Here is a 26,109-nt window from a genome sequence, read left to right on the forward strand (position 1 = left end):
GTGAATCAAGAAAAGCTATCTATATGACAGAACTGTTTATTCACTCATTCATCCTTTTGGTGAACAAACACTTCCTTATCTATTCTTCACCTTTTTCTTCGATATATCTGCGTTCACCGTTTTTCGGATTCACATAAACGCGTTTAATTACCTTTGATACGGGATCAATAGAAACTTCCTGGGTAGGCTCAAAATCTTGTGATAAATCATCATTATTTTCTTTATAACGTCTATCTTTACGTTTAGAAAAAACCCAAAAGAAAAGTATTAAACAAATTTGAAATACCAGGTAATACAAAACCCATTTCATATTTATTCAACCTTTTCAACTACTACAGCTGTCCCGTAAGCTACTATTTCACTCATGTTTTGCCCAATTTCTCCTGAATCAAATCGAAACATCACAACTGCATTAGCACCCATTGCATGAGCGTTTTGTGTTAATCGGTCCATTGCTTGTTTTCTAGCATCCTCAAGCATTTCTGTATATTCATGTATTTCTCCGCCTACAAGTGACCTAAACGCAGCAGTAACTTGTCCAGCAAAACCACGACTTCTTACAACCAGACCAAAACAAGCCCCTTTTATTTCTTTAATTTTATAGCCATCAATCTGTTCTTTCGTTACAACTAACATAAACACTCCCCTTTTTAATAAATAATACAAAAGTCTTATTGCAACCGTACTAATCTACTGTTCATTATAAAGGGAATATTTACAATTGTCGCTAAATATTTACAATTAAATCATATGGATCATTAAAAGAAAAATATGATCAATACTACTGTCATTTTTAGTTAAATTAAACACCAAACAAGATTCATCTCTTCAACTGGTCTTTATATTTGTTCTTTGCATATTCCAAGTACATAAGCTGGTGAATAAACCAACAACCGTTATTGTTAGGCCAGATAAGAAAAAGGTTTCCTTAGAGATTAACAATCCGCCAAGACAAACCACCAATGCATCGAAAATAAATATCATAATCCCAACATTGATTTTAAAAATCTTGGATAAAAATTGTGCTAATAGATCTGTTCCCCCTGTGCTTGTTTCATGCCGGAGCATGATACCAATACCTAATCCAACGAATATCCCTCCCAAAATAGAACTAAAAACAGGCGGGATTTGAATTTCTGGTAAAATGGATCGTGAAGGAGCCAATAGGTCAATAACAAACGAAGAAAACAACATCCCATGAATACTATTATAAAAGTAGCTTTTGTTGTGAAACCAGGCCAGTGCAAATATAGGTACACTTAAAAAAACAATAGCTAGTCCAGGTTTCATTCCAGTTAAATACTTAATAATCAACCCCATACCAATTAATCCACCATCAAGTAATTCAAATGGGACTAAAAAGAAATTAATGCCAATTGATAACAAAATACTGCCCACCAATATGACACACGTTTTCTTAAAAATATACATAGTCTCATCACTCCCTATTAACATGGGTCGAATTAATAGATGTCAAACATTAATACGCCTACTATTAAAATTATTTTTGCTATTCGTTCTTTAATCTCACAATAGGTGAACTTCCAATTAGCTCTACAATATTATCGTAGGCCACTCGAATAGAAACACCAATCATCAACAATCCAATAATAATTGTGAAAACTCCATCTAAATGATGTAAATTTGTAATCGAGGTTATTACTACTGCAATTAAAGCTAACAACGCACTTGTAACCGACACAAGATCTTCGTAGAAGACAAATCTTGTTGGAGGAGTTGCTCTGCCTACATTTTTAAATGATTCAAGGGCAATTCTGAGCCCTTTTACTGTTACCCCAGCTTCCTGACTTATTTCTTTCATAGCTTTAATTAAAACAGTTCCATCAATAACCAGGTTTAGAATTAAGATAAAAACGTTCATCATTATGCCTATACCTGGTTCAACAGGATGCTTAATTAAATGACATCCCTCACGGATCGTTTCATATGCCATCGTTAAGACAACTAATGCCGCTATTATGCTAAAAATATGGTTCAAACGTTCAAAACCATTTGGAAACCGTTTTGACGGTTGTTTTTGGGATATAACACTTCCAATAAAAATGAATCCTTGGTTCACTGCATCTCCTAAAGAGTGCATAGCCGCCGCAAACATGACTCCACTTCCACTAATTGCTCCTGCTATAAACTCAGTAACCGCAATAACCGTATTACCTATCATGGCTAATGCAGAAGATTTGTTACCTTGTTTAATTAGACTCAAAAAATTTTCAATCACTTGCTTAATCTCCACATCCTAACCTCCCCCATCTCTTTTCTCTTTCTAGTGTTCCAATGGGAATGGGAAATATTGATAAAAATGATTTTTTATTATTTTTTTTATAATCAAATATTTGAAAAAAGTTTAAAAGCAGAGAGTTTCAATATAATAGATGTGTATTTAAACGAAAAGAAAAGTCAGCTTCCAAATCTCGGAAGCTGACTTTTTATTTTATTATCTTAATATTTCCTCTATCGATCCATTTTCGAAATGAATTTTTCATAAAGAATTTAACTAGCTTTCTTGTGGGCCGAAAAAGCATTAGCAATCCAAATAAATCCGTGATAAATCCTGGAGTCAAAAGTAGTGTACCGCCAATTAGAATACAAATCCCATCTAAAACAGATTCACTAGGAATTTGTCCGTAACGCAGTTCCTCCTGTGCCCTGCGAATCGTTTGCAGTCCCTCTCTTTTCGCTAAATAGGCTCCAATTATTCCTGTTAAAATAATAAAAATCAATGTCGGCCAAACACCAATTGTTTTACCAGAAAACAACAAAACACCTATATCCATTGCAGGAATAATAATGATTAATAAAAATAAAAAGCGCATGTTTGTCCACCTTTCAATTGAATTGAATATAGTATTATGCCTTTATTCCATCTTGCATTTCTGAATATCGTATTTCGAGCCAATGGACTCTCTGTAATAAAGTTTATCTTTACATACGATTAAAAACGGGAAAGGTTTCGACGTATTTTTTAATATAAGAAGCCACTTAAACCTAACTTTGAAATCAAAAAAGCTTGGCACGTTGTAAGATGTGTCCAAGCTCAGTATTTTTATTTTTATATTTGATTTATTCACAACATTCGTTGTGACGAAAAACAGAACATATCTATTGTATTAAAACCGTTATATTCTTATTTAAAATGAGCCATAAGAACCGTCCCCACGGTCCTACTTTAATTTAATGCCAATAAATTTCAGTTCCGTCATTTCTTCTATAGCATATTTAATTCCTTCTCTGCCTACACCACTTTGTTTTACACCGCCGTAAGGCAGATTATCCTGCCGATAGGTAGAGATATCGTTAATCCAAACACCTCCTATTTCTAATTGGTCTGCTACCCTGATTGCTCGGTCAATATCCTGGGTGAAGACACCCGCTTGCAAACCGTAAATGGAGTCATTGGCATATCCGATGACTTCCACCTTCTGTATCAAACGGAATGACTGATACGATCGGTGCAAAAACCTCTTCTGCGATAATTTTCACATTACGATTAACATTGGTCATGTTGGTCGGGGAAAGAATTTGATCTTATTAATTAATTAGCAAATTGAATTAATCTATCCCTACACTCTTGGCTTTTTTAAAGGCTTGAATAATGAGAAAAAATATAAACAATATTGGTATATAAAAATATAGGAAGCTGGAGGCGACAATTGTCAAGAAGCCCCCTATTTCCTCAACATCCATTTTACTTTTGACATTAATAACCATGAAATGAACGATAATAATTGATATCCATAATGACATTCTAGATTTAAATTTAAACGATTCTTTCAAAACTCGAATCGCCCCCCACAATGCCATACAACAAGGGGGAAGAATCACTAAGAGCCATAAAAAAATATAGATATATTCAAATCTTTCGATAAATGGAAAGCGGATAATTTTTGACATCATGAGGGTTGGCCAAGTACCATGTTCAAGCTGCCCCTGACTAAAATATACAAATGATATGACTGTAATAAATAAATATAAAATGGTTGTATACGCTTGTGAAATGTGGGCCCATTTTTGAGAAATTTGATTATTTTTAATAAAAGGAAAATATATAAGTAAAAATTCTGGTCCTGAGTACATAAGGATACTTTCTTTTGCAGATACAAAATAGTCACTTAAGCTGTGATTAAAAACGGGTAATAAATTCGTCCAGTAAGCATATTGGATTGGAAAATATAGCGTAAACAGAAGGAGCGAAGGGATTAGCATCCCCCAAAAACAAATACCGGTAATAACCCTGAAGCCTCCAATAACCAAATATGAAATAACAAAAATCATAATAAGTGATAAATACCAGATAGGGGTATAAGGAAAAACCCAAGTAACCAGAACTGATAAATAGGACCTAATTATAGTTGAAACAATTAAAATCAAGTATCCATAAAAAAAAATATTTAATGCGTTTCCTAGCCATCTCCCGAATAATTGTTGATGTAAAGACATAATATCTCCATTATTTGATTTCTTTAATAAGAAATACAGTAGCCAAATAATGAGATGAAAACTGATTCCAACCAATACAATTGAAACCCATGCATCCTGTTCTGCTCCCTTTATTATTTTACTTTGAAAATTCAACAAGCCTACACCGGTTTGGGTACTGTGAATAAGGAAAAATAAAAAAAAGGGAGATACTGTGAAACTTTCATTTAATTGTTTACTCACGGTCAATCACCCTTTCCTTTTACTCGCCAATCCCTGCATGAGATAGTTCTATTTTTAAATTTATATCCAATGCAATAGTTGGGTACACCTTTTCATAAAACTCCTTTTCGTTCCATTTTTTTGAATACGCCCTTGCTAAATCACCTATACCTAAAGGATCGACTTGATGTTTTTGAAGTTTTACGAATAGGTCTTCGAAATCCTTTTTCATTTGTTTTTCCAATTGCTTTTTTAATAATATGTTATTTTGTTTTTTCCTTAAATCTAGCCAGTCTGGAAAATCCTTTACCATACCGTTTACTGTTATATTGAATGTCACCTTTGATTTCGATCCTTTGTTAATAATTGATTTTTTGTTTTTTCCATATAAAATAATTAATATTGCTGAATCCTCCAACTGCCCCTTATGTATGTTAAATTCTGTTTGCCCTCTAATAACTCTTCCTCTTAATATTTTATATAAAAAGCTTTCTTTTTGATTTAAGATAAGTCTCAATCTGTCATTTTTTAACACTGCTAGCCCGTTTACCTCAATGTTTCCCTTTTGATTTATCTTTAAATAAGGTATGGAGGGGTCTCTTCCCGCTCCATAGAAATCAAATAAAAAACTTTGCAAAGTTGGAATCGGAACATTTTGATTTTTATAATTTTGTTCAATCAATTTATAAGGATAGTCGCTGCTTTTATCTTTATTTTTCATTAAAAATTCTCCTGCTGGTTCTTCTGAAACCGCTATTAACATATTGCTTCCAATCAAAGGATCCCTGCAAACGGTCTTAACAAAATAAGACACCCCATTTTCAGCTAGTTTTTTTCCAAAGATTACAAGGTTCAACTTTCCAATTTCTATCGGTTTAGGAGATTGTGCATTTAAAGATTGTTTTATTAACTGGGATTTCCTTGCTTTCCCTTGTAAAATAGTGCTCCCACCTTTTTTTTCGTCTCCCGTATAATCAGAATAAAGTACAGTTCCAACATACTGGTTATCAACTTTGTCAAAACCTAATACTTTAGGAAGTTGCACATCATCGATAATTTTTTGCCGTGGAAAAGAGCAACCAGGAATAATCAAAATGAGAGGCAAAAGAGCACAAAAATACCTTATATTTTTTCGCTTTTGACTATTCATTATTAATATCATCCTTATCTTGATTTGGTGTATATCTTTTTAGTGAAAGAGGTCTTAAAAATCTGCTTCGTGTAGTTGTAAACTTATATGATGATCGAATAAAACTGTCGCGAAAGTTCTTTATTCTAAGAGGAAATAGAGGGACCATATATGGATTCCCCAAGGATTTAAGCTTTAATAAATGTCCTAACAGAAGAACGAACCCTATGATAATTCCAAAGCCGCCCAAAAATGCTGCAAATAAAATAAGAGGAAACCGTACGAGACGAATTGCATTTGACATTTTAAAGATAGGAGTTGTGAAAGAAGCAAGTGCAGACAATGAAACAATAATAAGTAAAACATTACTTGTTAGAGCAGCTTGGACAGATGCCTGACCGATTACAATACCACCTACAATACCCAGTGTTTGTCCAATTTTTGTCGGCAAGCGTGCCCCCGCCTCTCTCAACAATTCAATGGTAATTTCCAAAAAAATAGCTTCCAATACCGGAGGAAATGGAACATGAGCTCTTGAACTAATAAGGGGTTCCAATAAATCATCAGGTACAACTTCATAATGAAAGGTTAATATTGCAACATATATTGGTGTAGCAAACAACGAGAAAATAACACTAATAATGCGAATGATTCGAAAAAACGAGCCAAGTACCCAATTAAGATAATAATCTTCGGGAGAAATGAAAAAATCTAAGATCGTTGTTGGCCCAGTAATAATGTAAGGGGATCCATTCGTTAAGATCGCAACTTGCCCTAATACCATCGCATATATAACCCTGTCAATCCGCTCAGTAGATAAAAAAATAGGAAAGGGAGTATTTGAGTTGTCTGAAATAATTTGATCAATTTGGGAATTATCGAAAATAACATCAAAATCGATATTCTTCAATCGCTGTCGAACAGTTTGAATATATTCCGGATTGGTAATACCATCCAAATACGCAATAACTACTTCTGTTTTGGACATTGTACCTATTGTTATTTCCTCAAATACTAACTCTGGAACAGCTAATTGCATTCTTAACAGATGAAGATTAATACCAATATTTTCTACAAACCCAACTTTTGGTCCAATAACACTAAATTCATTTTCAGTATCATTATTTTCTCGATAACCAAGATTCGTATTTTCTATATTTATCGTCAAAAAATCTTCACTTAAATCCTTGAATTGAAGAATAACATAGCCTTTGATTAGCCTTTTCTCAATATCTAGAGGATTACTTGTAACTTGAACGTCCTCAAACGGAATAAATTTTTTTATATCATTAATTTTACTGATTTTCTTTATATGTTCTTGAATTGACGGAAGAAGGAGGTTATTTATTTTTTTGGGATCTACCATACTTTTATAGTAACTAATTGTAATATCCTGTTCTTCAGATAATGAAAATTGATGGAAATCACTCGATTTAGCAGCTTGTTGAAAAATAGTTTTTATTGACTTTGTTTCGTTCTCAGACTTTTGACTATTTAAAAACCGATCTATAAACTTGAAAGACATTCGAATCACCAAATGGATTTGTATTTTCAATTAAATGTAAGCTTTCTCTATAAGAGACTCTTTAATTAACACACCAGTAGTTGGGGGAAAGTTCAGACTCTTTTCAAGCTGTTATCTTTTTTTCAAAAGGGATACTATTCATCGGTCATGTGAACCGTCCCCACGGTCCTACTTTAATTTAATGCCAATAAATTTCAGTTCCGTCATTTCTTCTATAGCATATTTAATTCCTTCTCTGCCTACACCACTTTGTTTTACACCGCCGTAAGGAAGATTATCCTGCCGGTAGGTAGAGATATCATTAATCCAAACACCGCCTATTTCTAATTGGTTTGCTACCCTGATGGCTCGGTCAATATCCTGGGTGAAGACACCAGCTTGCAAACCGTAAATCGAGTCATTGGCATATCCGATGACTTCCTCTTCTGTATCAAACGGAATGACTGATACGATCGGTGCAAAAACCTCTTCTGCGATTATTTTCATATTACGATCAACATTGGTCATGATGGTCGGGGAAAGAATGGTTCCGTTTCGTTCACCGCCCACTTCTATTTTTGCACCATTTCTTACCGCGTCATCAATCCAAAGCTTAGCTCGTTCTGCTTCTTTCTCAGTGATCATGGGCCCGATATCGGTGGCTTGCTCCATTGGATCCCCAATTTTCAATGCCCTTGTTTCATTGATAAACTGATCCAAAAATGACTGATAAACATTTCTTTGTACAAAGATTCGTTGAGCATGGATACAAACTTGTCCTGAAAATGAAAAAGCTCCAGTTACTAATCTTGTTACAGCCGTTTGTAAGTCTCCATCTTCGAAAATGATATTAGGGGAATTGGAGCCTAATTCAAGGGTTACTTTTTTAAAGCCGGCAGTTTCACGAATTTTCTTTCCGACTGCTAAGCTTCCTGTAAACGAAATTTTATGGACTTTTTCATGTGTGACAAGAGGTGCCCCTACCTCTCCCGTTCCCATTAACAAGTTTAATGCCCCATTCGGAAGGCCCGCTTCCTGAAATAACTTGACTAATTTATAACCCGACACAGGTGTTTTCTCGGCAGGTTTGAAAACAATCGTATTACCTGCAGCAATCGCTGGTGCAATTTTATGCAAGGACAGATTCAGCGGAAAGTTAAAGGGAGTAATGGCTCCCACCACACCTAATGGGATTCGTTTCACAAGCCCCATTCGATTTTCCCCGCCTATAGCTGCATCCATTGCCAGAACTTCTCCTGTAATATTTTTGGCAAGTTCCGAAGCAAACCGGAGGACTTGAACGGAACGATCGATCTCATCTTTGCTATATTTGATAGGTTTACCAGCCTCTCGGACAATTGTGTCTATAAAATCCTCCGGCTTTTCCTCTAATAGGTCGGCAGCTTTTCGTAAAATATCACTTCGTTGATGAGCAGGCATCTTCTTCATCGTAGAATGAAAAGTTTCAAAGGCATTTTCTACTGCCTCATTCAGATCGGTTTCCGTCGCTAAAGCTAATTCCGCTACTTTTTCTTGGTTGTAGGGATTTTTTACTTCAAGTGTTTCCCGATTAGGTTCATTTCTTTCTTGACCATTAATAATCGAACCGAGCCGCATGTTGACCCTCCCCTTCTTAACATTGAAGATGACTTAATTTCTCGGTTAATTTCATGTTTTCACTATAATCAACTGGGCAATCAATAAAGACAGGTTTATTCATGGCAATGGCTTTTTCCAATGCAGGTTTAAGTTCCTCTGCCCTGTTAATTTGCAAAGCTTCAAATCCGTAGGACGAGGCAAGCTGCACAAAGTCAGGATTTCCAAATTTAATATGGGAAGGACGGTTAAACTTTTTCAACTGATGCCATTCGATTAAGCCATATCCTTCATCTCTCCATAATAAAACAATAATTGGGAGATTCAGTCGTTTGGCTGTTTCTAACTCAGCGCCGGTCATTTGAAAAGAACCATCCCCGCAAACCGCTACAACGGTACGATTCGGCTCGGCAAGTTTCGCCCCTATTGCTCCAGGGACAGCGATCCCCATTGATGCCAGGCCATTAGAAATAAGACAAGTATTCGGTTGATAGGTATGGAACATTCTCCCGATCCATACTTTATGCGCCCCCACATCTGAAATCACAATATCCTCTTCCTTTAAAACAGCCCGTAAATCGGAAATAATTTTCTGAGGTTTGAGAGGGAAGCTTGTATCGTCACTAAATTGCTTCAGCTCAGTCAGTGCCTTATTCCGAACGTTCAATACCCATGAATTATTCCTTTCTCTTGGGGAAAGAACCTTATGTAATTTTTCTAAATTCTGTTTGATATCTCCTACTACATTTATTTTTACAGGATAATTTTGATCGGTCTCTGCTTCTTCTGTATCAATGTGTAAAATGGAGGTGGCTCCATCAGGATTCCATTTAGAAGGAGCATATTCTGCAATATCATAACCAATCGCGATAATTAAATCGGAATGATTAAATCCACAAGTAATGTAATCATTCCCGCCAATGCCTGCTGTAAGTAAACTTAAGTCATGGTTCCAGGGAAGAGCGCCTTTTCCCATGAAAGTATGGACGACTGGGATATTGATCTTTTCCACTAGAGCCCGTAATTGATCAGCAGCATTTCCTCTAGTTATTCCGTTACCAGCTAAAATTATAGGGTGCTCTGCCTGTTGAATAAGTTGGGCTGCCACTTTAATGACCTGATCCCCTGCTTCTGTTAAAGTATGGTCTGTTCCCTTTAATGGAGTTCCCTGAACCTCCATTCCAGCAACATCATTTGGGAGATCGATGTGGGCAGCACCTGGTTTATCTTGAGTCGATACTTGAAATGCTTTACGAACTGCCTCAGGTATGATTTCTCCCTTTTTTATTTGAGCATTCCATTTTGTTACAGGTTCATAGATATGAATTAAATCATAATACTGATGACTAATTTTATGCTGCCGGTCTAAACTAGCTTGGCCGGTAATCGCCACAATTGGATTCAAATCCATGTTGGCATTTGCCACACCTGTTAACAGATTTGTTGCGCCTGGCCCTAAGGTAGCTAAGCACACACCCGGTTTTCCCGTTAACCTTCCATAGGTCCCTGCCATAAAAGCAGCGCTCGTTTCATGTCGGGTTACAATAAATTTAATCGTTGAATCCAGCATAGCATCCATTAGGTCGATATTTTCCTCGCCTGGTATCCCAAAGATATATTCTACGCCCTCTTCCTCTAAACACTTAACTAATAATTCAGCTGCCTTCACTATTAAACACCCTTTACAATGGATTGATACACTTCTTCTAATGTATAAACATGATCTCTTTCGTCTTTGTAAACGATATGTTCTGGTTTAAAATGCACTGGGGAATCCAAACCAGCTGCGGCAGCCAGACGGAACAACCCTTTACGCATACTGATTAAATAATTGGCCGTACGATACTTTTTCTCATCAATGACAAGAGCCTTTTGTAAATCGGGATCGGTTGTGGCTACACCGACCGGGCAAGCATTTGATTGGCATTTTAAGGCTTGGATACAGCCTACTGTAATCATAAATGCCCGTGCAATATTGACGAGATCTGCCCCCATCGCAAGAGCAATCGCGATTCGATCTGGTGAAAAAAGTTTGCCTGAGGCAATGATTTTCACTCGATCACGGACGTCATATTTTATGAGGCCATTGTTTACTAATGGCAGAGCAGCTTTGATAGGTAATCCAACACTGTCAGCCAGTTCCTGATAAGAAGCACCTGTACCGCCTTCACCACCGTCTACGGTGATAAAATCGGGGCCTTTTCCGGTTTCTTTTATGGCTTTTGCCAATTCATCGGCTTCATGCATACTTCCAATAACGCATTTCATTCCAACCGGTTTTCCTGTTTCCTCTCTAATCCGTTCCATAAAATTAAATAAGGATGGGAAATCACTAAATTCTTTAAAACGATTAGGGCTATCGATGGATTTAAATGGTTCTACCATCCGGATTCTTGCGATTTCCTCTGTTACTTTTTCGCCATCAATATGGCCGCCGCGTGTCTTTGCCCCTTGAGCTAATTTAATCTCAAATGCTTTTATTTCAGGGATTTGACTTTTCTCCTTTAATGCTTCCCAGCTGAAATTTCCCTCTCTATCTCTTACCCCAAATAATCCGGGACCAATTTGCATAATGATATCTACTCCGCCTCTTAAATGATATTCTGAAAGCCCGCCTTCACCTGTATTCATCCATGCCCCCTTAGCAATTGCTAAGCCTTTAGAGAGTGCGGTAATGGCATGATCACCTAAAGAACCATAACTCATTGCGGACATCCCAATTTGCCCTTTTACAATGAAGGGGTGCTTTAAATTTTTTCCAATCACGATCGCATCCTTATCGTCTAATAAATAGGCGGATGATTCATTTTCCTCTAACGCTTCTTTTTTCTGTGTAAATAAAGGTTCTTTTAACAAGAGGTAACGATTCGTCGTTACTTTTGTCTCTTGGTCCATTTTTAATTCCTCTGTTAATTTAGGAAACATGGAATTCCGAATATAAAAACCAGATTCTTCAAAATCCCGTTGTGAACCATATCCAATCACATTACGTTTATACTTTGCTTGTTTTACAATATGTTGAAAATCGATGCGAGAAAAAGGTTTTCCATCTTTGTTACTATCAAATAAGTACTGACGAAGCTCTGGTCCAATTGTCTCCAAAAAGTATCTTGCACGTCCTAAAAGTGGATAATTGCGAAGAATTGGATGCTGTTTTTGCGTTCGGTCGATAAATAATAAATACAATCCAACCACTAAAAAGACCAATACAAACAAAGCTAATAAAACAAATAGAATGATGATCAAAACGTCGGCAATATTCATTATCATTTCCTCCATAAATAAACACTTAATTTACTACCATAAAAATAGGATTATATAAATAAGATTCTCTTTATGGGGAAATTTATCCAAAGGGTACTCGACCAGTTAAGAAAAATAAGAGCTATTTGTAAAGTGCCTGACCCCCAGATTGGTAACGTATTCAAACACCAGAGTTCAAGCACCAATTAACCTATTTAGCTTTTATACGAAACCATCCATTTCCTATTATTACGCTGAGAACTACGGCTGTGGGAGCTACTTAATCTTTCTGTCTTTTCCATTCATACATGATTGGAATGACCAATCTAGGGAATAGGTTTGATAAGTAATCAAGAATCCAGAATAACCTAGAAAACGATTTGAATGTACCTGTAACCCGACTTGATCAGATAGATTGAGACGATGAAGGATTCTAAAGCTATAAATACTACAGAGCACAAATCCAGAAAATTATAGAAGGGGTCTAATTATTGAGCCCCACATTTTTTCAACATGTAGAAATCGATCTTATAAATTTGCATTGTTCACTTCTTCAGACCGACAACTCCCTATAGGAATTTCCTCATTTCGCTCGTCTCATCTACATCTGCACACAAATAAAAATAAAAGACCTTTAAGGTCTTTTTTAAAAGTAGATACCGGTTTTGTCTATCATTGAAACCCCTTTTCAATTTTGCTTTTCTTAAATATTTTCAATACCTTTTTTTACAACCGTTATATTCTTGGTTAAATACGCCCAATTTTGAGGTGCTGGCAAACTGATCTGCCAAAAAGTTGTGCCAACTAAATCGTAAATATCAATAAGTTTATTCTTCTCCATATAGCTTCGAATGTCTTCAAACCAAACAACATGCTCATTTGTGCCGCTCCAATAACGATACCATGGTGATTTAGCCGTAGTATCAAATTGAATAGGTGCTCCATTTATAATCGCTTGATTTTGTGCGGCAAGCACGGATAATCCCTTCGTTTCATTCGAAGTGGCCACTTTATCATACCCATACAGCGCCATGGCGATTAACATTTTTTGTGGATTAAGTTTAGTTAAAGCGTAGAGAATTACTTGTTCTACCCATCCTATGGGTGCGGTCGGTTCGGGCGGGCCGCCCGGATAGCCATAATCGATCGTCATGATCGCCATCAAATCAACCGCATTGCCAATTGCCGCATAGTCATAAGCTCCGACAATCCGATTCGTCGGCAAATCCTCCGCTTTGGCGTGAACGTTTACTTGTAAAATGAGTCCGCCTAATTGTGTCTTTAATTCTTTTAAGAACAAATTAAAATCGTTACGATTTACCGGAGGAATAAATTCAAGGTCAAGGCTCACACCGCCAAACCCTCTAGTGGTAGTAAGATTGACAATGCTTGCCACTAAATTTTGACGATAGGTTGAATTTCCCAGAACCCTTCCTGCGAGCTCGGAACTAAACCCCTTGGCCGTAAAATTTCGGAGCATTAATAAAGGTGTAATGTTTACTTGATTGCATTTCGTAATAATGGCGGAATCATCTATTTCCATAAAAGCGAAACCCTCATCAGTGAATGAGTAGTTTACGATCGCTAAATAGGTTAATTGACTGGATAATGAATCTAAAATAGAAAGTGTTGTCGTTCCAGCAGAAGGAACTAAAAACCCAAGAGTAGTAATTTCCAATTTAAATGTTGAAGGAATGTTAATAACCTGGCCAATTCGGAGGTGATTCATGTCTATTTCCGGATTAGCAGCACTTATCAATGAAAGATTAGAGTTATATTGTTGGGCTATTTTCCAAGAGTAATCACCCGCTTTTATACGGTAAGCACGGATTGGCAGCGTATCGTCTGGAATTAAAAGAGCAAGACCAGGAACAAGTGCTGTGGTAGATGGTAACCCGTTTACACTAACAATTGAACTCATTGAAACATTATACAGCTTAGAAATAGACCACAAATTCTCACCAATACCTACGACATGAACAGTCATCCCTCTCACCCCTTCTATAAACATATATTGGCTAGCGGTAATAATATTCTTTTTGAATGTGAAGTGTATGATTCAGATAGAAAAATGTACGTTTAAGTCAGTAAATTATCCCTGGCAGGAATCCCTAGGCAGCCTCATATACAACAAGTTCATTTAGCTATTTAACCGGCCTTATTGCTGAGGGCACATTTAATAAATGGTATAGGGTTGAAGGGATAACGTTTAACTAAAAAATTATAGAAAAAAAGTAAGGGAGGATGCCTCAAGAGACACCCTGCCTTACTTCAAATACGAAATCACTTAAAATGGTGTTTTTAACAGATTGTTAGTAATATTCTTTGATTAGTCTTTATTTTCAACTCTAGTACAGGAGTTGTACCAAATTATTGCTTGATTAATATATTATAGTAATAGTAAGAATTATTAGACTAAATGGGAGTGATGATTTTGGAACCTCAATGGCTGGATTGGGCAAAACAGCTTCAGTCCATTGCTCAGGCGGGATTAATGTATTCAAAAGATATATATGACTTGGAGAGATTTGAATTAATTAGAAATATTAGTGTAGACATTTTAGCACATTACACAAATATAGAAAGGCAAGTAATTAAAGATTTATTCGCTACTGATAAAGGTTATGCAACGCCTAAGGTCGATATTAGGGCTGTAGTCTTTAAGGATAATAAAATACTAATGGTTCAGGAAAAAACAGATGGTTATTGGGCATTACCTGGGGGGTGGGCAGACATTGGATTAACCGTAAGTGAAGTCGCTGCTAAAGAAGTGAAAGAAGAATCGGGATATGATGTAAAAGCAATCAAATTATTAGCTGTAACCGATAATAAATGCCATCCACATCCGCCTTCAGCTTATCATATTTATAAAATATTTATCCTTTGTGAAATAATAGGCGGGCAACCCGCCACGGGCGTTGAAACAAGTGCAGTAAAGTTCTTTGATGAAAACGAACTCCCTTCTCTCTCAACAGCTCGGAATACAAAATCACAAATTGAAATGGCTTTTAAATACTTAAAAAATCCACTAGAAAACGTTTATTTTGATTAAATACTTTTTTTAACATTACGTCCCCTTTTCTAATCTCTCATGGTTGAAGGCCAAGGTATAGTTTGAAAACAATCAAAATACATCTTGGCTTTTTATATTCTATCATTTCTTTTTTCAAAAAAAAATTACCGATAGATTTAGAATCTCCGGTTTTCACATAAATTGTATCATGATCCCCGCCTTATCATCTTGACGAAGATTATTCTTTTTCTCAAAGTGTCCTAATTCATTGGAATAACTATTAATACCCGATTTAAGTATCTTTTTAAAAGATTCTTCGATTGAAAATTGGGGGTGAAAGAGCCCATCTGTCATCATTAATAATGTTTTTATTTCACTTATATTTACTTGACCATGCTGAATGTAGTTTACAACTTCTTCTTTGCCATTAGCTACAGTGTATCCATCTTGCTTATTAGCTAATGATCGATTAAAGATAAGCTGTTGAGTAATATCTTGAAAATACTCCTCATCTGCTATTTTAACCCCTTGTTTTCGTTGGTCCTCTCGCCATTCCTTTGCTCTTTTACTTATATCTTTTACTGTATCCCTTGTTAAGGCTTTTATCATTCCGTTTTGATACTCTGCCATTATCATGCAATCACCTAGCTGAGCAAAAGAAATCTTCCCGTTGTTCTCAATTTTTATCATGGCAACACATGTTGACCAAAGATTTTCAGATTTTTCCTGATTCACATTGTATTTTTTCATATAGTCTCTCAGCATTCTATTAGCAACCATGATTCCTTCAACTAATGAAAGGTTACTTCGGTAAAGTTTTAAGAAATAATCTTTAAATATATTAGCTGCTAAATATGCACCGTTCATTCCGTTTTCATCTCTGAATGGATGTAATGGTGTTGCCCCATCAAAAACCCCATAAACGTTTAACTTTTCATTTAATAAAACTGAATCTTCACTTACACTTTTATGTGGGGCAGCACTAAAAAAAGACTCAACCTTCATTGGTTGTCCACCTCTTTTTTATCAAACTAAACATAAAAACAGTTAATAGATAAAACATTATATGATTTAATTTGAATCTTTAGAGGTACTATTTTTACTCAATAGGAATTATCTTTTACATCATATCCATTATTTTTCAACACTTTTTTTAATGTCTCAATATGATCATGATTTTTCGTCTCTAACGATAGCTCAAGTTGGGCATATCCTGGATAAATGTGCTCCCCAGCATGATGGAGAATGACAGATTGAATATTCGCGTCTAATTCGGTAATGGAGTTCAGCACTTTTTGTAGTTCACCTGGCTTATCTTTTAAGATAATAAATAAATTCGCATATCTTCCTGACTCCACCATGCCACGTTCAATGATGCGTGAAATAAAATTCACATCCACATTCCCGCCACTTAAAACAGCAACTACTTTCTTCTCTTTTATATTTACTTTTTTATACAATAGCGATGCTAATGCACTGGCCCCGGAGCCTTCCACTAACAGCTTATTACGTTCCAACACCATTAGCATCGTTCTCGCTATTTCCATTTCATCTACACAAAAAATATCATCTACATATTTTTGAACAAGTTCAAATGTTTTCTCACCTGGTTTCTTTACGGCAATCCCATCTGCCATCGTAGGAGTAGACTCCACCATAACAGGCTTTTTTTCTGCTAATGACTGTTTCATACTCGGACATGAAAGGGCTTGTACCCCATAAACACGAATGCTTGGGTTTTTCTGTTTTACTGCCAGTGCAAGACCCGCAATTAGTCCTCCTCCCCCGACAGGACACAAAATGGCTTCTACATCAGGTAATTGGTCTAAAATCTCTAAACCTACTGTACCTTGACCTGCAATAACGGCCTCGTCATCAAAAGCATGAACAAAGGTAGCTCCCATTCGATCCTTTAGTTCCAACGCATAAGCTAATGCATCATCAAACACATTTCCTTGAAGCTGCACCTCTGCTCCATATTGCTTTGTAGCTAGCACCTTACTGAGTGGAGCTCCCTTAGGCATGACAATGGTGCAAGGAATTCCTAACATTTGGCTAGAATAGGCAACACCTTGAGCATGATTTCCAGCAGAAGCTGCAACTACGCCTTTTTTCAGGTCCGTATCGGACAATGAAATCAACTTATTATAAGACCCCCTTACCTTAAAGGAACCGGTTTTCTGCAAATTTTCAAGCTTTAAATACACTTCATTTTGAGAAGTTAGTTTACTGAAGGTTTTTGAATAATCAAGCGGTGTGGTGTGAACAATTCCCTTCATTTTTTCACGGGCAATTATTACATCATCTAGAGTTAACACATTAAATCCTCCTACAACACTTCTTTCAAATTTAAAGCTGTATGTCAAAGTATTTGGCTAAAATATCATTTTTCAATGTTTTTACACTGTTATTAAATAGTGTTTTTTCTTTATTACTTAATTCCAGTTCAATAACGTCTTGAATTCCTTTTCTATTAACCACACACGGTACACCTATGTAAACATCTTTCGTATCATATTGTCCATCTAAGTATGCTGAAACTGGAAGGATGGCATTTTCATTGCGGAAAATTGCTTTTGTAATACGTAATAACCCCATAGCTATTCCATAATAAGTTGCCCCTTTACCTTCAATTATTTTGTATGCTGCATCTCTTGTATCAATAAAAATGGCATCTAAGTCTTCAAATGAATATTCATTATTATTATCAATCAACTTAAGTACATTTGTGTTTGCTACACTTGCTGTACTATAAACGGGTAATTCACTATCACCATGTTCTCCAATGATATAAGCATGAACATTGTTAGGTGAAACATTAAAGTATTGTCCAAGGTTATATCGCAATCGTGCTGTGTCAAGAATTGTTCCAGAACCGATTACTCTTTCTTTAGGAAGCCCACTGTATTTCCAAACAGCATAAGAAAGAATATCTACAGGATTGGTTGCAACCAGAAAGATTCCATCAAATCCACTTTCCATCACACTATCAACAATTCCTTTGAAGATTTTTATGTTCTTATCCACAAGGTCTAAACGGGTTTCCCCTGGTTTTTGAGCAGCACCTGCACAAATTACAACTAAATCAACGTCATGGCAATCCTTATAGGATCCACTTTTAACATCAGTGGGATAGGGTGCAGCTATCATCCCATGATTCATATCAATTGCATCTGCTTCCGCTTTTTCCTTATTAAGGTCAATTAAAATAAGTTCATCGACAATTCCTTGATTAATTAAGGCAAAGGCATAACTTGAACCTACAGCACCTGTTCCAATTAAAGCTACCCGATTAATTTTTGCCATACATATCCCCCTACAGTCTTTTTAAAATTGATATAAAAGTAGTATTTACCGTGAACTGGAAATTTACCCTTGGCTCCATTTACACTTAAATGAAACTTGAGTCTTTCCAATTATAAAAGGCGATTACAGTTCTATTTTCAATTGTTAAAAATGCTTTTAAAAAAAAGACATCCAAATTTGGAAGTCCTTTAAGCATCATCACATATTTATTTTCTTAGAATTTATATTTCCAACCATTAAGTTCCGTAATGAAGCGAGTCCGTCCGATTTAATAAAAAGTCTGACATGTCTTTTCCGTATAAGTATAATCGATGCATCGGTCTAGTCATCGATACGTATAATAATTTGATGTCCAGGTCAACTGGCGAGTATGGTTCCTCCAAGCTTACAATTAAAACGGCATCAAACTCCAACCCTTTTGATAAATAAGAAGGTAGTATCACAATATGCCCCTTCTTCATTTCTTCTTTTTCCTCTAATAACTGAATCGGAAGATCACTACTTTCAAAAAGCTGATGAATTCGTTGACATTCTTTTTCGGTCCGTCCAATGATTGCGATGGAGTGCAACTCTTCTTCTTTAAGTGAGGATATATCTTGTTCCAACTGCCGCCTCACTACTTCCAGATTCTTAGTGTCTATTGTTATATAACTTGGTTTTTGACCATGACGTATGACTGGTTCGACCTTTGGCAAGTCTTGGTCAAGCAGCATAAGGACATCGTTTGCTAAATTCATGATTTCGACAGTGGTTCGGTAGCTTTTTTGTAAGGTTTGATAGTTCGCATTAGGGAAAATATCTTTCAAAACCGGTGTCCAGCTATTCAAGCCACGATAGGAATGAATCCCTTGTGCTAAATCTCCAACAATGGTAAACAAGTCTGTATCAAAGCCTTCTTTTAATGCGGCAAATTGGAAATAGCTGTAATCCTGCGCTTCATCAATGAAAATACTGCGCATTTTATATTTTTCATCGATGCCTTCCAATTTTGCCTTCATATAAAATATCGGAGCTAAATCTTCAAGTTCATAGGCACCTCGATCGAAGATCCGCATACAATATTTGCTCAGGACCTTACATTCTTTATCAGTAAGAGTGGTTGAATGTTTTTTAATCCATTTTGGAGAAGACATTAGCTCTTTATACAAGGTAAAAATATCTTTCATGATAAAGGCGTCCATATATTTCTTGACAGCTACCTTTGACTCCTGCACGATCCTCTTTTGTCTTTGTTCCTTCTTATCCATTAAGGTAACCACAAGTTGCTTCCTTTTTTCTGGCTCCATCCTTCTGTTATATATAGCCTTTTCGAGTGTTTCTTCAAATTTCTTGTTCAGATTCCTTAACATAATGGTTTTCTTCTTTTTTACATCATCTTCTAATAAGTTTTTTATTTTTCCAAGCCTTTTATAGATTGGTAAGTAGGTATATTCTTTTAAAAATAGAGTTTCAAGTTTTTGGCCCTTCATCAAAATGGAATTTTCAACGACAAAATCCTCTCGTGGGGCCAGATTAGATTCCAATTCCATTACATATCGATCGATTAAATCCCTAAATTCGAGTGAACCCTTAAAGCTGGAAACCCATTGAATCGATTTATTTTTTCCGTTATCTTCAAGGAGCTTCATCAGCTTGGAATTTGGGGAAAATAGTTTTATTTTCTGTCCCAAACAGCTTTTCATAAAATCGATATAGGTGGTTTGATTAATCTTGTTGACCCCGAGTTCCGGTAAGACAGCAGATATATAATCAATAAATAGTCGGTTTGGTGCGAGAATCATTAATTTTTCTGGAGGAAATTGATAACCTAAGGAATAGAGAAAGTAGGATATTCTATGGAGTGCGATCGTTGTTTTCCCGCTTCCGGCAGCCCCTTGAACGATAATGGGGTGTTTCAGAGATGCCCGAATCACTTCATTTTGCTCATTTTGAATGGTCGCCACGATTTCGGTTAATCGATTGTCTGCTTTGCCTGACAAAGATTTCTGCAAAAGTTCATCGTGGGTGGTTAAATCGATATCACTGATTTCTTTTAATAATCCATCGACGATCTCATACTGCCTTTTTAATGATAAGTAACCGGTTTGTGTCTCCCCATAGGCTTCATAAGACACTTCGCCTAGCCGGCCGTCATAGTAGACATTGGCAATCGGTGACCTCCAATCCACGATAATCGGCTGCTGCGAGACACGGTCAAACAAAGATACCTTGCCTATGTACAAAATTTCTTCCAAATTCGTACTATTGCTCGTAAAATCAATCCTTGAAAAATATGGTTTGCCAATCACGCTTTCAAGCCTTTTCAATTCACTTTCCGCTAATTCAAGATAACTTGCATTCGCAAGGAGATCCGTGTAGCTCGTACTACTATCCTTTGAATTCAGGTCGGCAAACGCTTGTTTCATATTTTCAATGAAATATTCTTTATTCCCCTTAGAAATGTCTAAAACGGTTCGTATATATTCCTTTGTAAACTCTAAGCGCTCCACTTCTGCTTGATAATCTTTATGGGCACGAACAGACACTTGATCTTTGGCACTCATCCTATTCTCTAACCACCTCTCTATGCATTTTTGAAAGCATGGAATAATAAGATTAAACTAAATCTTTTATACTAGTCAAGTTTAACGACCATGGGATCGTACATTTCTCCGATTGTATCAAGGAACTGTGAAAAAAGGAAAACTGCTCTGAACAAAATAATCTATAATTTTCTGCAGAAAGGGTTGAAAAAATGATCATTCGTGAACGTGACCATAGCTATATCATGATTACTCAACATGACCACGCTAAAATATCAGGAGAAATTGTTCGAAATTGGAAAGAAAAATATTTTGAAGGTATAGACAGAAAAGAAGAAGTGGTTCTTGGCATTTTTGAACATGATCGAGGCTGGATTGAACCCGATGCGGCCCCTTTATGGAATCGTAACAAGCAAAAGCCGTACTCTTTTATGGATTTTCCTCTTGATTTAAAGGTGGAGTTTTACAAAAAAGGAATCAATGAAGTTGAAAAAATGAGCCTCTATGCAAGTCTTCTTTGTAGTTTACATTATGTTTCCTTTCTTCAATATGAAGAGGACCCGATCGGAACGAAATTTGTAGAGGAAGAAATCACCAGGCAGCTTCACTTATTAAAAATGTGTGGAATTTTAGGTAAAATGGGGAAGGAAAAGCAGTTACAATATCATCTAAGCATATTAAAATTCTGTGACAACCTCTCCCTATATATTTGCTTAAACGAACCAGGAGCTATAAAAGATAAAAAGCATCACTTTTTTCAGGATGGCATCTCCCCCTCCTTCACTTTTGCCAATAATAAGCCCATTCAGGTAAAATGGGCTGACCAAGAAACTGTCTCCCTCTCGGTGTTTCCTTTAAAGAAACAGGTAGAAGTGACGTTAAAATTTAAGGAAGTTAAAAAAGAGGCTATAAAGTCTCACGGGCTTATATCAGCCTATACAAAGACCCACTATTCCCATAAAAGTGTTACGATAAAATAAAACTGATTGAAGATAGAAAATTACTGAAAGAGGGTTTGAATATGAGTGAGATCAAAAATATTTATTGTGTTGGTCGAAATTACGTTGCTCATGCAAAAGAATTAAACAATGAGGTTCCTAATTCCCCTTTTCTATTTTCGAAGCCTACTCATGCCTTTGTGGAAGCCAATGGTCAGGAGATTTCTCTACCTGGAAATCGTGGATCTATCCATTATGAAACTGAGCTGGTTATCTGGATTGGAAGAAAACATGAAAAAGGCATGAAAGCAGATGAAGTTATAAAGCGTATGGGAATTGGTATCGATTTTACTTTACGAGATGTTCAAAATGAACTAAAGAAAAAAGGGTATCCATGGTTGCTTGCAAAAGGGTTTCCTCATTCGGCTGTTGTAAGTAAATTCATTGAGTTTCCTGGAATAAACGAAATAAAAGAAAAGGACTTCATTCTTATTAAAAATGGGGAGAAGGTACAACAAGAAGATAGTAAAAATATGATTTTTGATTTACAGACAATCGTTGATTTCACCTCGATTCACTTTGGCTTGGATGAAGGTGATATCATTTTTACTGGCACACCAGAAGGAGTCGGACAAGTTCTTGACGGAGATCATTTGTCATTAAAATGGGATAACAAAATTGTCGGTGATTGTTTTATTAGATTAACTTAAATCAGGATACCAAGGGACGGTTCTGCTGGCTTTGTAGGCAATACCCATGTTTCAATCATGAAAACCGTCCTTTTGCTTTCCGTTAACCTGGTACAAATAATATTCCTCTAACTAATTTATTCATTACTAATTTCCCCAACCATTGCCATCATCATATGGAGTACCATTAATTTCATTACACTGGTTTCCCTACATACCCTCTGAAAGTTCAGTCCTCCTGTTGCAGTTAGATTCCGACAGAATCACATTGGACGATTTCTTCAGATATTACGATGGTTACTTGCTCCATTACTGCCCGATTCGAGAATACCTCGTTTGTTCCTTTAACATTCAGACGAACTCCTCTAACTCCTAATCATTGGCATTCTAAATCACCTTTATTCATTGATAAATTCTTCTTCATAAAAGACCTTTACAATGAAATAACTTCAAATAAAAAGGGATGTGATTAATTTCACACCCCTGTAATCTCCCTACTACTATGTATTAACTTATTAAAACAGCAAGCCTTGTACCCACAAACTCGGTGGTCTCAAGCAGTTTAATTTAGGTTCATTTTTGTACCCAGGCGAATGATCCAGGATGGATCTTCTCCTAATTTGTCTTCTTTCTTTAACCCCTTAAGGATGGCAACCCATTTGCCTTGTTTCTGACCAGTTTCTACCTTTTGTTCATGAAGCTTACCTTTTTTTAGTACATATACATATGTCGATTTGCCAAAGCCCTTAATGCTCGTTTCTGGAACTGCTAGCAACTCCTTTGATTGCACTACAACGTCAAGCGTGGTAGTGTAGCCAGGATATAGGCCCTTTTGTGAATCAAGACTTGCTTTAAAAGTATAGGATGGAATTGGTTCTTGTTGTGGATCTTTCCCCTTATTTGCAGGTGTTTTATATGTAGGATTATCACTAACCTCCGAAATCTTTCCTTTCCATTTCTTATTAGCAACTACTTTAGAAGTTACGGTTATGGATTGGCCTGGTGTAATTTTTGCTTTTTCTGCTTCTGTTAGCTTTCCTTCAATTTGAAACGGATTATTCGAAGCGATTTGCATGATGGCTAGTTGCTGGTTATCTTTTGCTTGAAAACCTTGACCTACATTTTGGTTCAGATTTGTAATTACACCTGCAGTTAGGCTGCTGACAGTTAATGTTTCGAGCTCAGCTTTTAACTTTTCAGCCTCCAACGTATATTTTTCTACTTTTAGTTCTGATGCACGGAGCTCAGCTTTTGCTGAATTTAGTTCAGCTTGAAGTGACTGGATCGTGATCGCTTTAGTAGCTTGGTTAGCTGTATCAACTGCATCAGTAGTATTGGTTGTATCAGGTGTATCAGTAATATCAGGAGTTGTGGTTGATTCAGCTTCTCGTATATCCTGCTCCAATGAAGTGATTTGCTCTTTCAGCTGTGTAACACTTGTTTCTGCTAGTTTTTTATTTGCTTCTGCTTGCCCTTGATCTGCCGCGACTGTTGAGCCTTCATAAGAAAAGAGCTTTTGACCTGGAGTAACCGTTTCCCCTTCTTTCACAAAAATCTCTTGAATAGATCCTTTTGTTGCATTTATATAAATCGTTTCAGTATGACTTTGTACAACACGACCTGACACTGTTTTTGTTTTAGTAAAATTTTTTTCAATTGGACTTATAAACACCAACGGCTTAGCATTACTTTTTTTAACTTCTACTACCACTATGATTGACAATACAGCCATGAATAAAAGAATAAAAATCCCTAGTATCATCCATTTCTTCTTTCGCGGGGTTCGTACATGTTCATTATCTACCCCAATTCTTTTTGCTGTTTCCATAACACTACCCCTTTCTTAATAGATAAATAGCGAATATTGAAAAAAGTGTTATAACAAACTACTAATATCAATTGTCCATTTTTATAGAGAAAGTTTCAAGAAATAATTTTTTGAAAATTAAATATGTTATACATGATAAAACATTTTTTGCATTTTTAACTTATCTAATTTTAGACCAGAAAATTTCTCTGATTATCTTTAAACCTTTCTTGAACAAACATGCCATGATAAAACAATTAGAAAAAGCTGCCTTTGATGACAGCTTGATCTTTTATACATAATTACCACTAACCCCAACTAAGGTTTTGGAATTGGAATTTCTAAAGTGTTCACTTTTGAACCATCTTTCGCTGAGAAAACAAATAATTCGAATTTAGTATCATTTGTAGTCACCAACTCTTTTTCAAAGGTAATTTCAAATTCTCCCCATGCAGGAGCCCCATCTGTTTGGTACTTATTTTCTAACAACACTTTTTCTCCATCATAAAGAGCATAATGAAACACTCCTTCAAATACTTGGGCTTTACCTGTTACAATGATTTTATCTTCTGATTCAGCTACCACCACGTCTTTAAACACTTGGTTATGGTACTCCTTTTTCTCAGGCACATTAGAAACTGGCCCATGGTAATCTGTTGTTGCTTCTTGTTGTTTATGACAAGCCATTAAAGAAAAAATTACTATTAAAATAGAAAACAAGTAAGCGATTTTTTTCAATTTTTACACCCCCTATTTTTATTATATTCACATTTGAAGAAGTGAATTTTCATAAAAAAATTAAAAAAAGCGATCTTCTTAAGGAAGATTCGCATCAGTTCGAATTATTAGGTGAAACCGAAATTTTCGGGTTTACCTATTTTGTCTAATAAAATTCTCAGTGTTTATTGTTAATTGTTTTCTGAATCATAATTCCTTTTCCATAATGAATAACCGAGCCAAATAACAGCTATGCCTGCAAGTGGCTGTGATACGTAAGAACCATATGGAATGAAGTCAAGTATTGGAACAATGACAAGGAGAATAGCAGGAAAACGAGGAAGGACACCTTTTATCGCAGTCCAAAGACCGAATAATAAAATACCAATAAAGAAGGGATACAATGAAAGAGCGACACCTGTCTTTAATAAGGCTGGAGGATTGTCAAGGATTGCTGGAGCAGATTTTTCTAATAAAGGTACTAAAAAGGAGATGGTCCAGCCATGCCCAGCCCACATGATTGCACCGAAGAATGTCAAAAGGAAAACAATAAAACCAATTATTCTAAAAGCTTTCGCCTGACTAAGATACATTCCAACAAGCCCCAGTATCAAAAAAAGCATACTAATTAAATCCACATAAGCTCCAAATGCATCCATGGATATGTTATACCATATGGCTAACGAAACAGTAAGAATACCCGAAATCATCGAACACAACCCAGTAAAACGAATAAACGAAGCAAATGTCATAAAGAATCACCCCTCATTTGAAATTTCTATTCCTGACAAATGTGATGGCATATTCTTTTACAAAAATTTAGAAACTTGTTGCATCTTAATTTATAAATAAATCCGTCCCCTTAACACCCCCCTAGAATTACCTATATACATTGTATTAATCTTATCAAACAAAATAGAACAATTATTTAACCAAGTGCTTACGTTCGAAGCGTCCTGCTTGTTTTCGACAACATACCTATTTAT

The 26,109-nt window shown here is 36.1% G+C and carries 22 protein-coding genes and 1 pseudogene; 3 read left to right on the top strand and 20 right to left on the bottom strand.

Going from position 1 to position 26,109, the window contains the following annotated elements; all coding sequences use genetic code 11:
- Positions 1-79 precede the first annotated feature (79 nt).
- The 13 genes and pseudogenes from ABES02_RS19970 to ABES02_RS20030 all read right to left on the bottom strand — a co-directional run bounded on the left by ABES02_RS19970 (position 80) and on the right by ABES02_RS20030 (position 14,118).
- Positions 80-310, bottom strand: a complete 231-nt coding sequence (locus ABES02_RS19970) for a hypothetical protein (protein WP_430138825.1) — start codon at positions 308-310, stop codon at positions 80-82.
- 2 nt (positions 311-312) lie between these two features.
- The gene (locus ABES02_RS19975; protein ID WP_430138827.1) at positions 313-636 is read right to left on the bottom strand and encodes a heavy metal-binding domain-containing protein; all 324 of its coding nucleotides are present in this window, start codon (positions 634-636) and stop codon (positions 313-315) included.
- Positions 637-828: 192 nt separating this feature from the next.
- Positions 829-1,431 carry a YitT family protein gene (locus ABES02_RS19980; RefSeq protein ID WP_430138829.1) on the bottom strand — a complete coding sequence of 201 codons (603 nt, stop codon included), beginning with the start codon at positions 1,429-1,431 and terminating at the stop codon, positions 829-831.
- Between the two features lie 79 nt (positions 1,432-1,510).
- Positions 1,511-2,254: a cation diffusion facilitator family transporter gene (locus ABES02_RS19985; protein WP_430138832.1), complete on the bottom strand. Its 744-nt coding sequence runs from the start codon at positions 2,252-2,254 to the stop codon at positions 1,511-1,513.
- Positions 2,255-2,447: 193 nt separating this feature from the next.
- Entirely contained in the window at positions 2,448-2,834 is a 387-nt protein-coding gene (locus ABES02_RS19990) for an FxsA family protein (protein ID WP_430138835.1), read from the bottom strand.
- A gap of 348 nt (positions 2,835-3,182) precedes the next feature.
- Positions 3,183-3,546: pseudogene (locus ABES02_RS19995) on the bottom strand (aldehyde dehydrogenase family protein); the annotation flags it as partial.
- 24 nt (positions 3,547-3,570) lie between these two features.
- Entirely contained in the window at positions 3,571-4,680 is a 1,110-nt protein-coding gene (locus ABES02_RS20000) for a GerAB/ArcD/ProY family transporter (RefSeq protein ID WP_430138838.1), read from the bottom strand.
- A 19-nt stretch (positions 4,681-4,699) separates the two neighbouring features.
- Positions 4,700-5,809 (bottom strand): Ger(x)C family spore germination protein, encoded by a 1,110-nt coding sequence (locus tag ABES02_RS20005; protein ID WP_430138841.1) that lies wholly within the window; start codon positions 5,807-5,809, stop codon positions 4,700-4,702.
- A complete protein-coding gene (locus ABES02_RS20010) occupies positions 5,802-7,313 on the bottom strand; it encodes a spore germination protein (RefSeq protein WP_430138903.1) in 1,512 nt (503 codons plus the stop codon). The genes ABES02_RS20005 and ABES02_RS20010 overlap by 8 nt, the downstream gene beginning before the upstream one ends.
- 168 nt (positions 7,314-7,481) lie before the next feature.
- Complete coding sequence (locus ABES02_RS20015; protein ID WP_430138845.1) at positions 7,482-8,909, bottom strand: aldehyde dehydrogenase family protein; 1,428 nt, start codon at positions 8,907-8,909, stop codon at positions 7,482-7,484.
- 16 nt (positions 8,910-8,925) lie between these two features.
- Positions 8,926-10,557, bottom strand: coding sequence for an acetolactate synthase large subunit (locus ABES02_RS20020; protein WP_430138847.1), 1,632 nt, complete (start codon positions 10,555-10,557; stop codon positions 8,926-8,928).
- Between the two features lie 2 nt (positions 10,558-10,559).
- The gene (locus ABES02_RS20025) at positions 10,560-12,152 is read right to left on the bottom strand and encodes an FMN-binding glutamate synthase family protein (protein WP_430138850.1); all 1,593 of its coding nucleotides are present in this window, start codon (positions 12,150-12,152) and stop codon (positions 10,560-10,562) included.
- Positions 12,153-12,834: 682 nt separating this feature from the next.
- Positions 12,835-14,118: a glycosyl hydrolase family 18 protein gene (locus ABES02_RS20030; RefSeq protein ID WP_430138852.1), complete on the bottom strand. Its 1,284-nt coding sequence runs from the start codon at positions 14,116-14,118 to the stop codon at positions 12,835-12,837.
- 447 nt (positions 14,119-14,565) lie between these two features.
- Here ABES02_RS20030 and ABES02_RS20035 point away from each other — a divergent pair, with 447 nt between their 5' ends.
- Positions 14,566-15,183, top strand: a complete 618-nt coding sequence (locus ABES02_RS20035; protein ID WP_430138855.1) for an NUDIX hydrolase — start codon at positions 14,566-14,568, stop codon at positions 15,181-15,183.
- Between the two features lie 153 nt (positions 15,184-15,336).
- On the opposite strand, the gene ABES02_RS20040 is transcribed toward ABES02_RS20035, so the two are convergent.
- The 4 genes from ABES02_RS20040 to helD form a co-directional block, all read right to left on the bottom strand.
- Positions 15,337-16,149, bottom strand: a complete 813-nt coding sequence (locus tag ABES02_RS20040) for a protein phosphatase 2C domain-containing protein (RefSeq protein WP_430138858.1) — start codon at positions 16,147-16,149, stop codon at positions 15,337-15,339.
- Positions 16,150-16,247: 98 nt separating this feature from the next.
- Entirely contained in the window at positions 16,248-17,423 is a 1,176-nt protein-coding gene (gene ilvA, locus ABES02_RS20045) for a threonine ammonia-lyase (protein WP_430138905.1), read from the bottom strand.
- Between the two features lie 70 nt (positions 17,424-17,493).
- Positions 17,494-18,450, bottom strand: a complete 957-nt coding sequence (locus tag ABES02_RS20050; RefSeq protein ID WP_430138861.1) for an L-lactate dehydrogenase — start codon at positions 18,448-18,450, stop codon at positions 17,494-17,496.
- Positions 18,451-18,686: 236 nt separating this feature from the next.
- Positions 18,687-20,993 carry an RNA polymerase recycling motor HelD gene (helD, locus tag ABES02_RS20055; RefSeq protein ID WP_430138864.1) on the bottom strand — a complete coding sequence of 769 codons (2,307 nt, stop codon included), beginning with the start codon at positions 20,991-20,993 and terminating at the stop codon, positions 18,687-18,689.
- A gap of 191 nt (positions 20,994-21,184) precedes the next feature.
- Between helD and ABES02_RS20060 the strand changes: the two genes are divergently transcribed.
- Positions 21,185-21,952, top strand: a complete 768-nt coding sequence (locus tag ABES02_RS20060) for a DUF3891 family protein (RefSeq protein ID WP_430138866.1) — start codon at positions 21,185-21,187, stop codon at positions 21,950-21,952.
- Between the two features lie 41 nt (positions 21,953-21,993).
- Positions 21,994-22,620 carry a fumarylacetoacetate hydrolase family protein gene (locus ABES02_RS20065; RefSeq protein WP_430138869.1) on the top strand — a complete coding sequence of 209 codons (627 nt, stop codon included), beginning with the start codon at positions 21,994-21,996 and terminating at the stop codon, positions 22,618-22,620.
- Between the two features lie 541 nt (positions 22,621-23,161).
- Here the strand turns inward: ABES02_RS20065 and ABES02_RS20070 are convergent.
- The 3 genes from ABES02_RS20070 to ABES02_RS20080 all read right to left on the bottom strand — a co-directional run bounded on the left by ABES02_RS20070 (position 23,162) and on the right by ABES02_RS20080 (position 25,875).
- Positions 23,162-24,427, bottom strand: coding sequence for an efflux RND transporter periplasmic adaptor subunit (locus ABES02_RS20070; protein ID WP_430138872.1), 1,266 nt, complete (start codon positions 24,425-24,427; stop codon positions 23,162-23,164).
- 297 nt (positions 24,428-24,724) lie between these two features.
- The gene (locus ABES02_RS20075; protein ID WP_430138875.1) at positions 24,725-25,144 is read right to left on the bottom strand and encodes a Gmad2 immunoglobulin-like domain-containing protein; all 420 of its coding nucleotides are present in this window, start codon (positions 25,142-25,144) and stop codon (positions 24,725-24,727) included.
- A gap of 170 nt (positions 25,145-25,314) precedes the next feature.
- Positions 25,315-25,875, bottom strand: a complete 561-nt coding sequence (locus ABES02_RS20080; protein ID WP_430138878.1) for a hypothetical protein — start codon at positions 25,873-25,875, stop codon at positions 25,315-25,317.
- Positions 25,876-26,109: the final 234 nt, after the last annotated feature.

This window comes from Neobacillus pocheonensis, from assembly GCF_050477905.1.
GTDB classification, from domain to species: Bacteria; Bacillota; Bacilli; order Bacillales; family Cytobacillaceae; genus Neobacillus; species Neobacillus pocheonensis_A.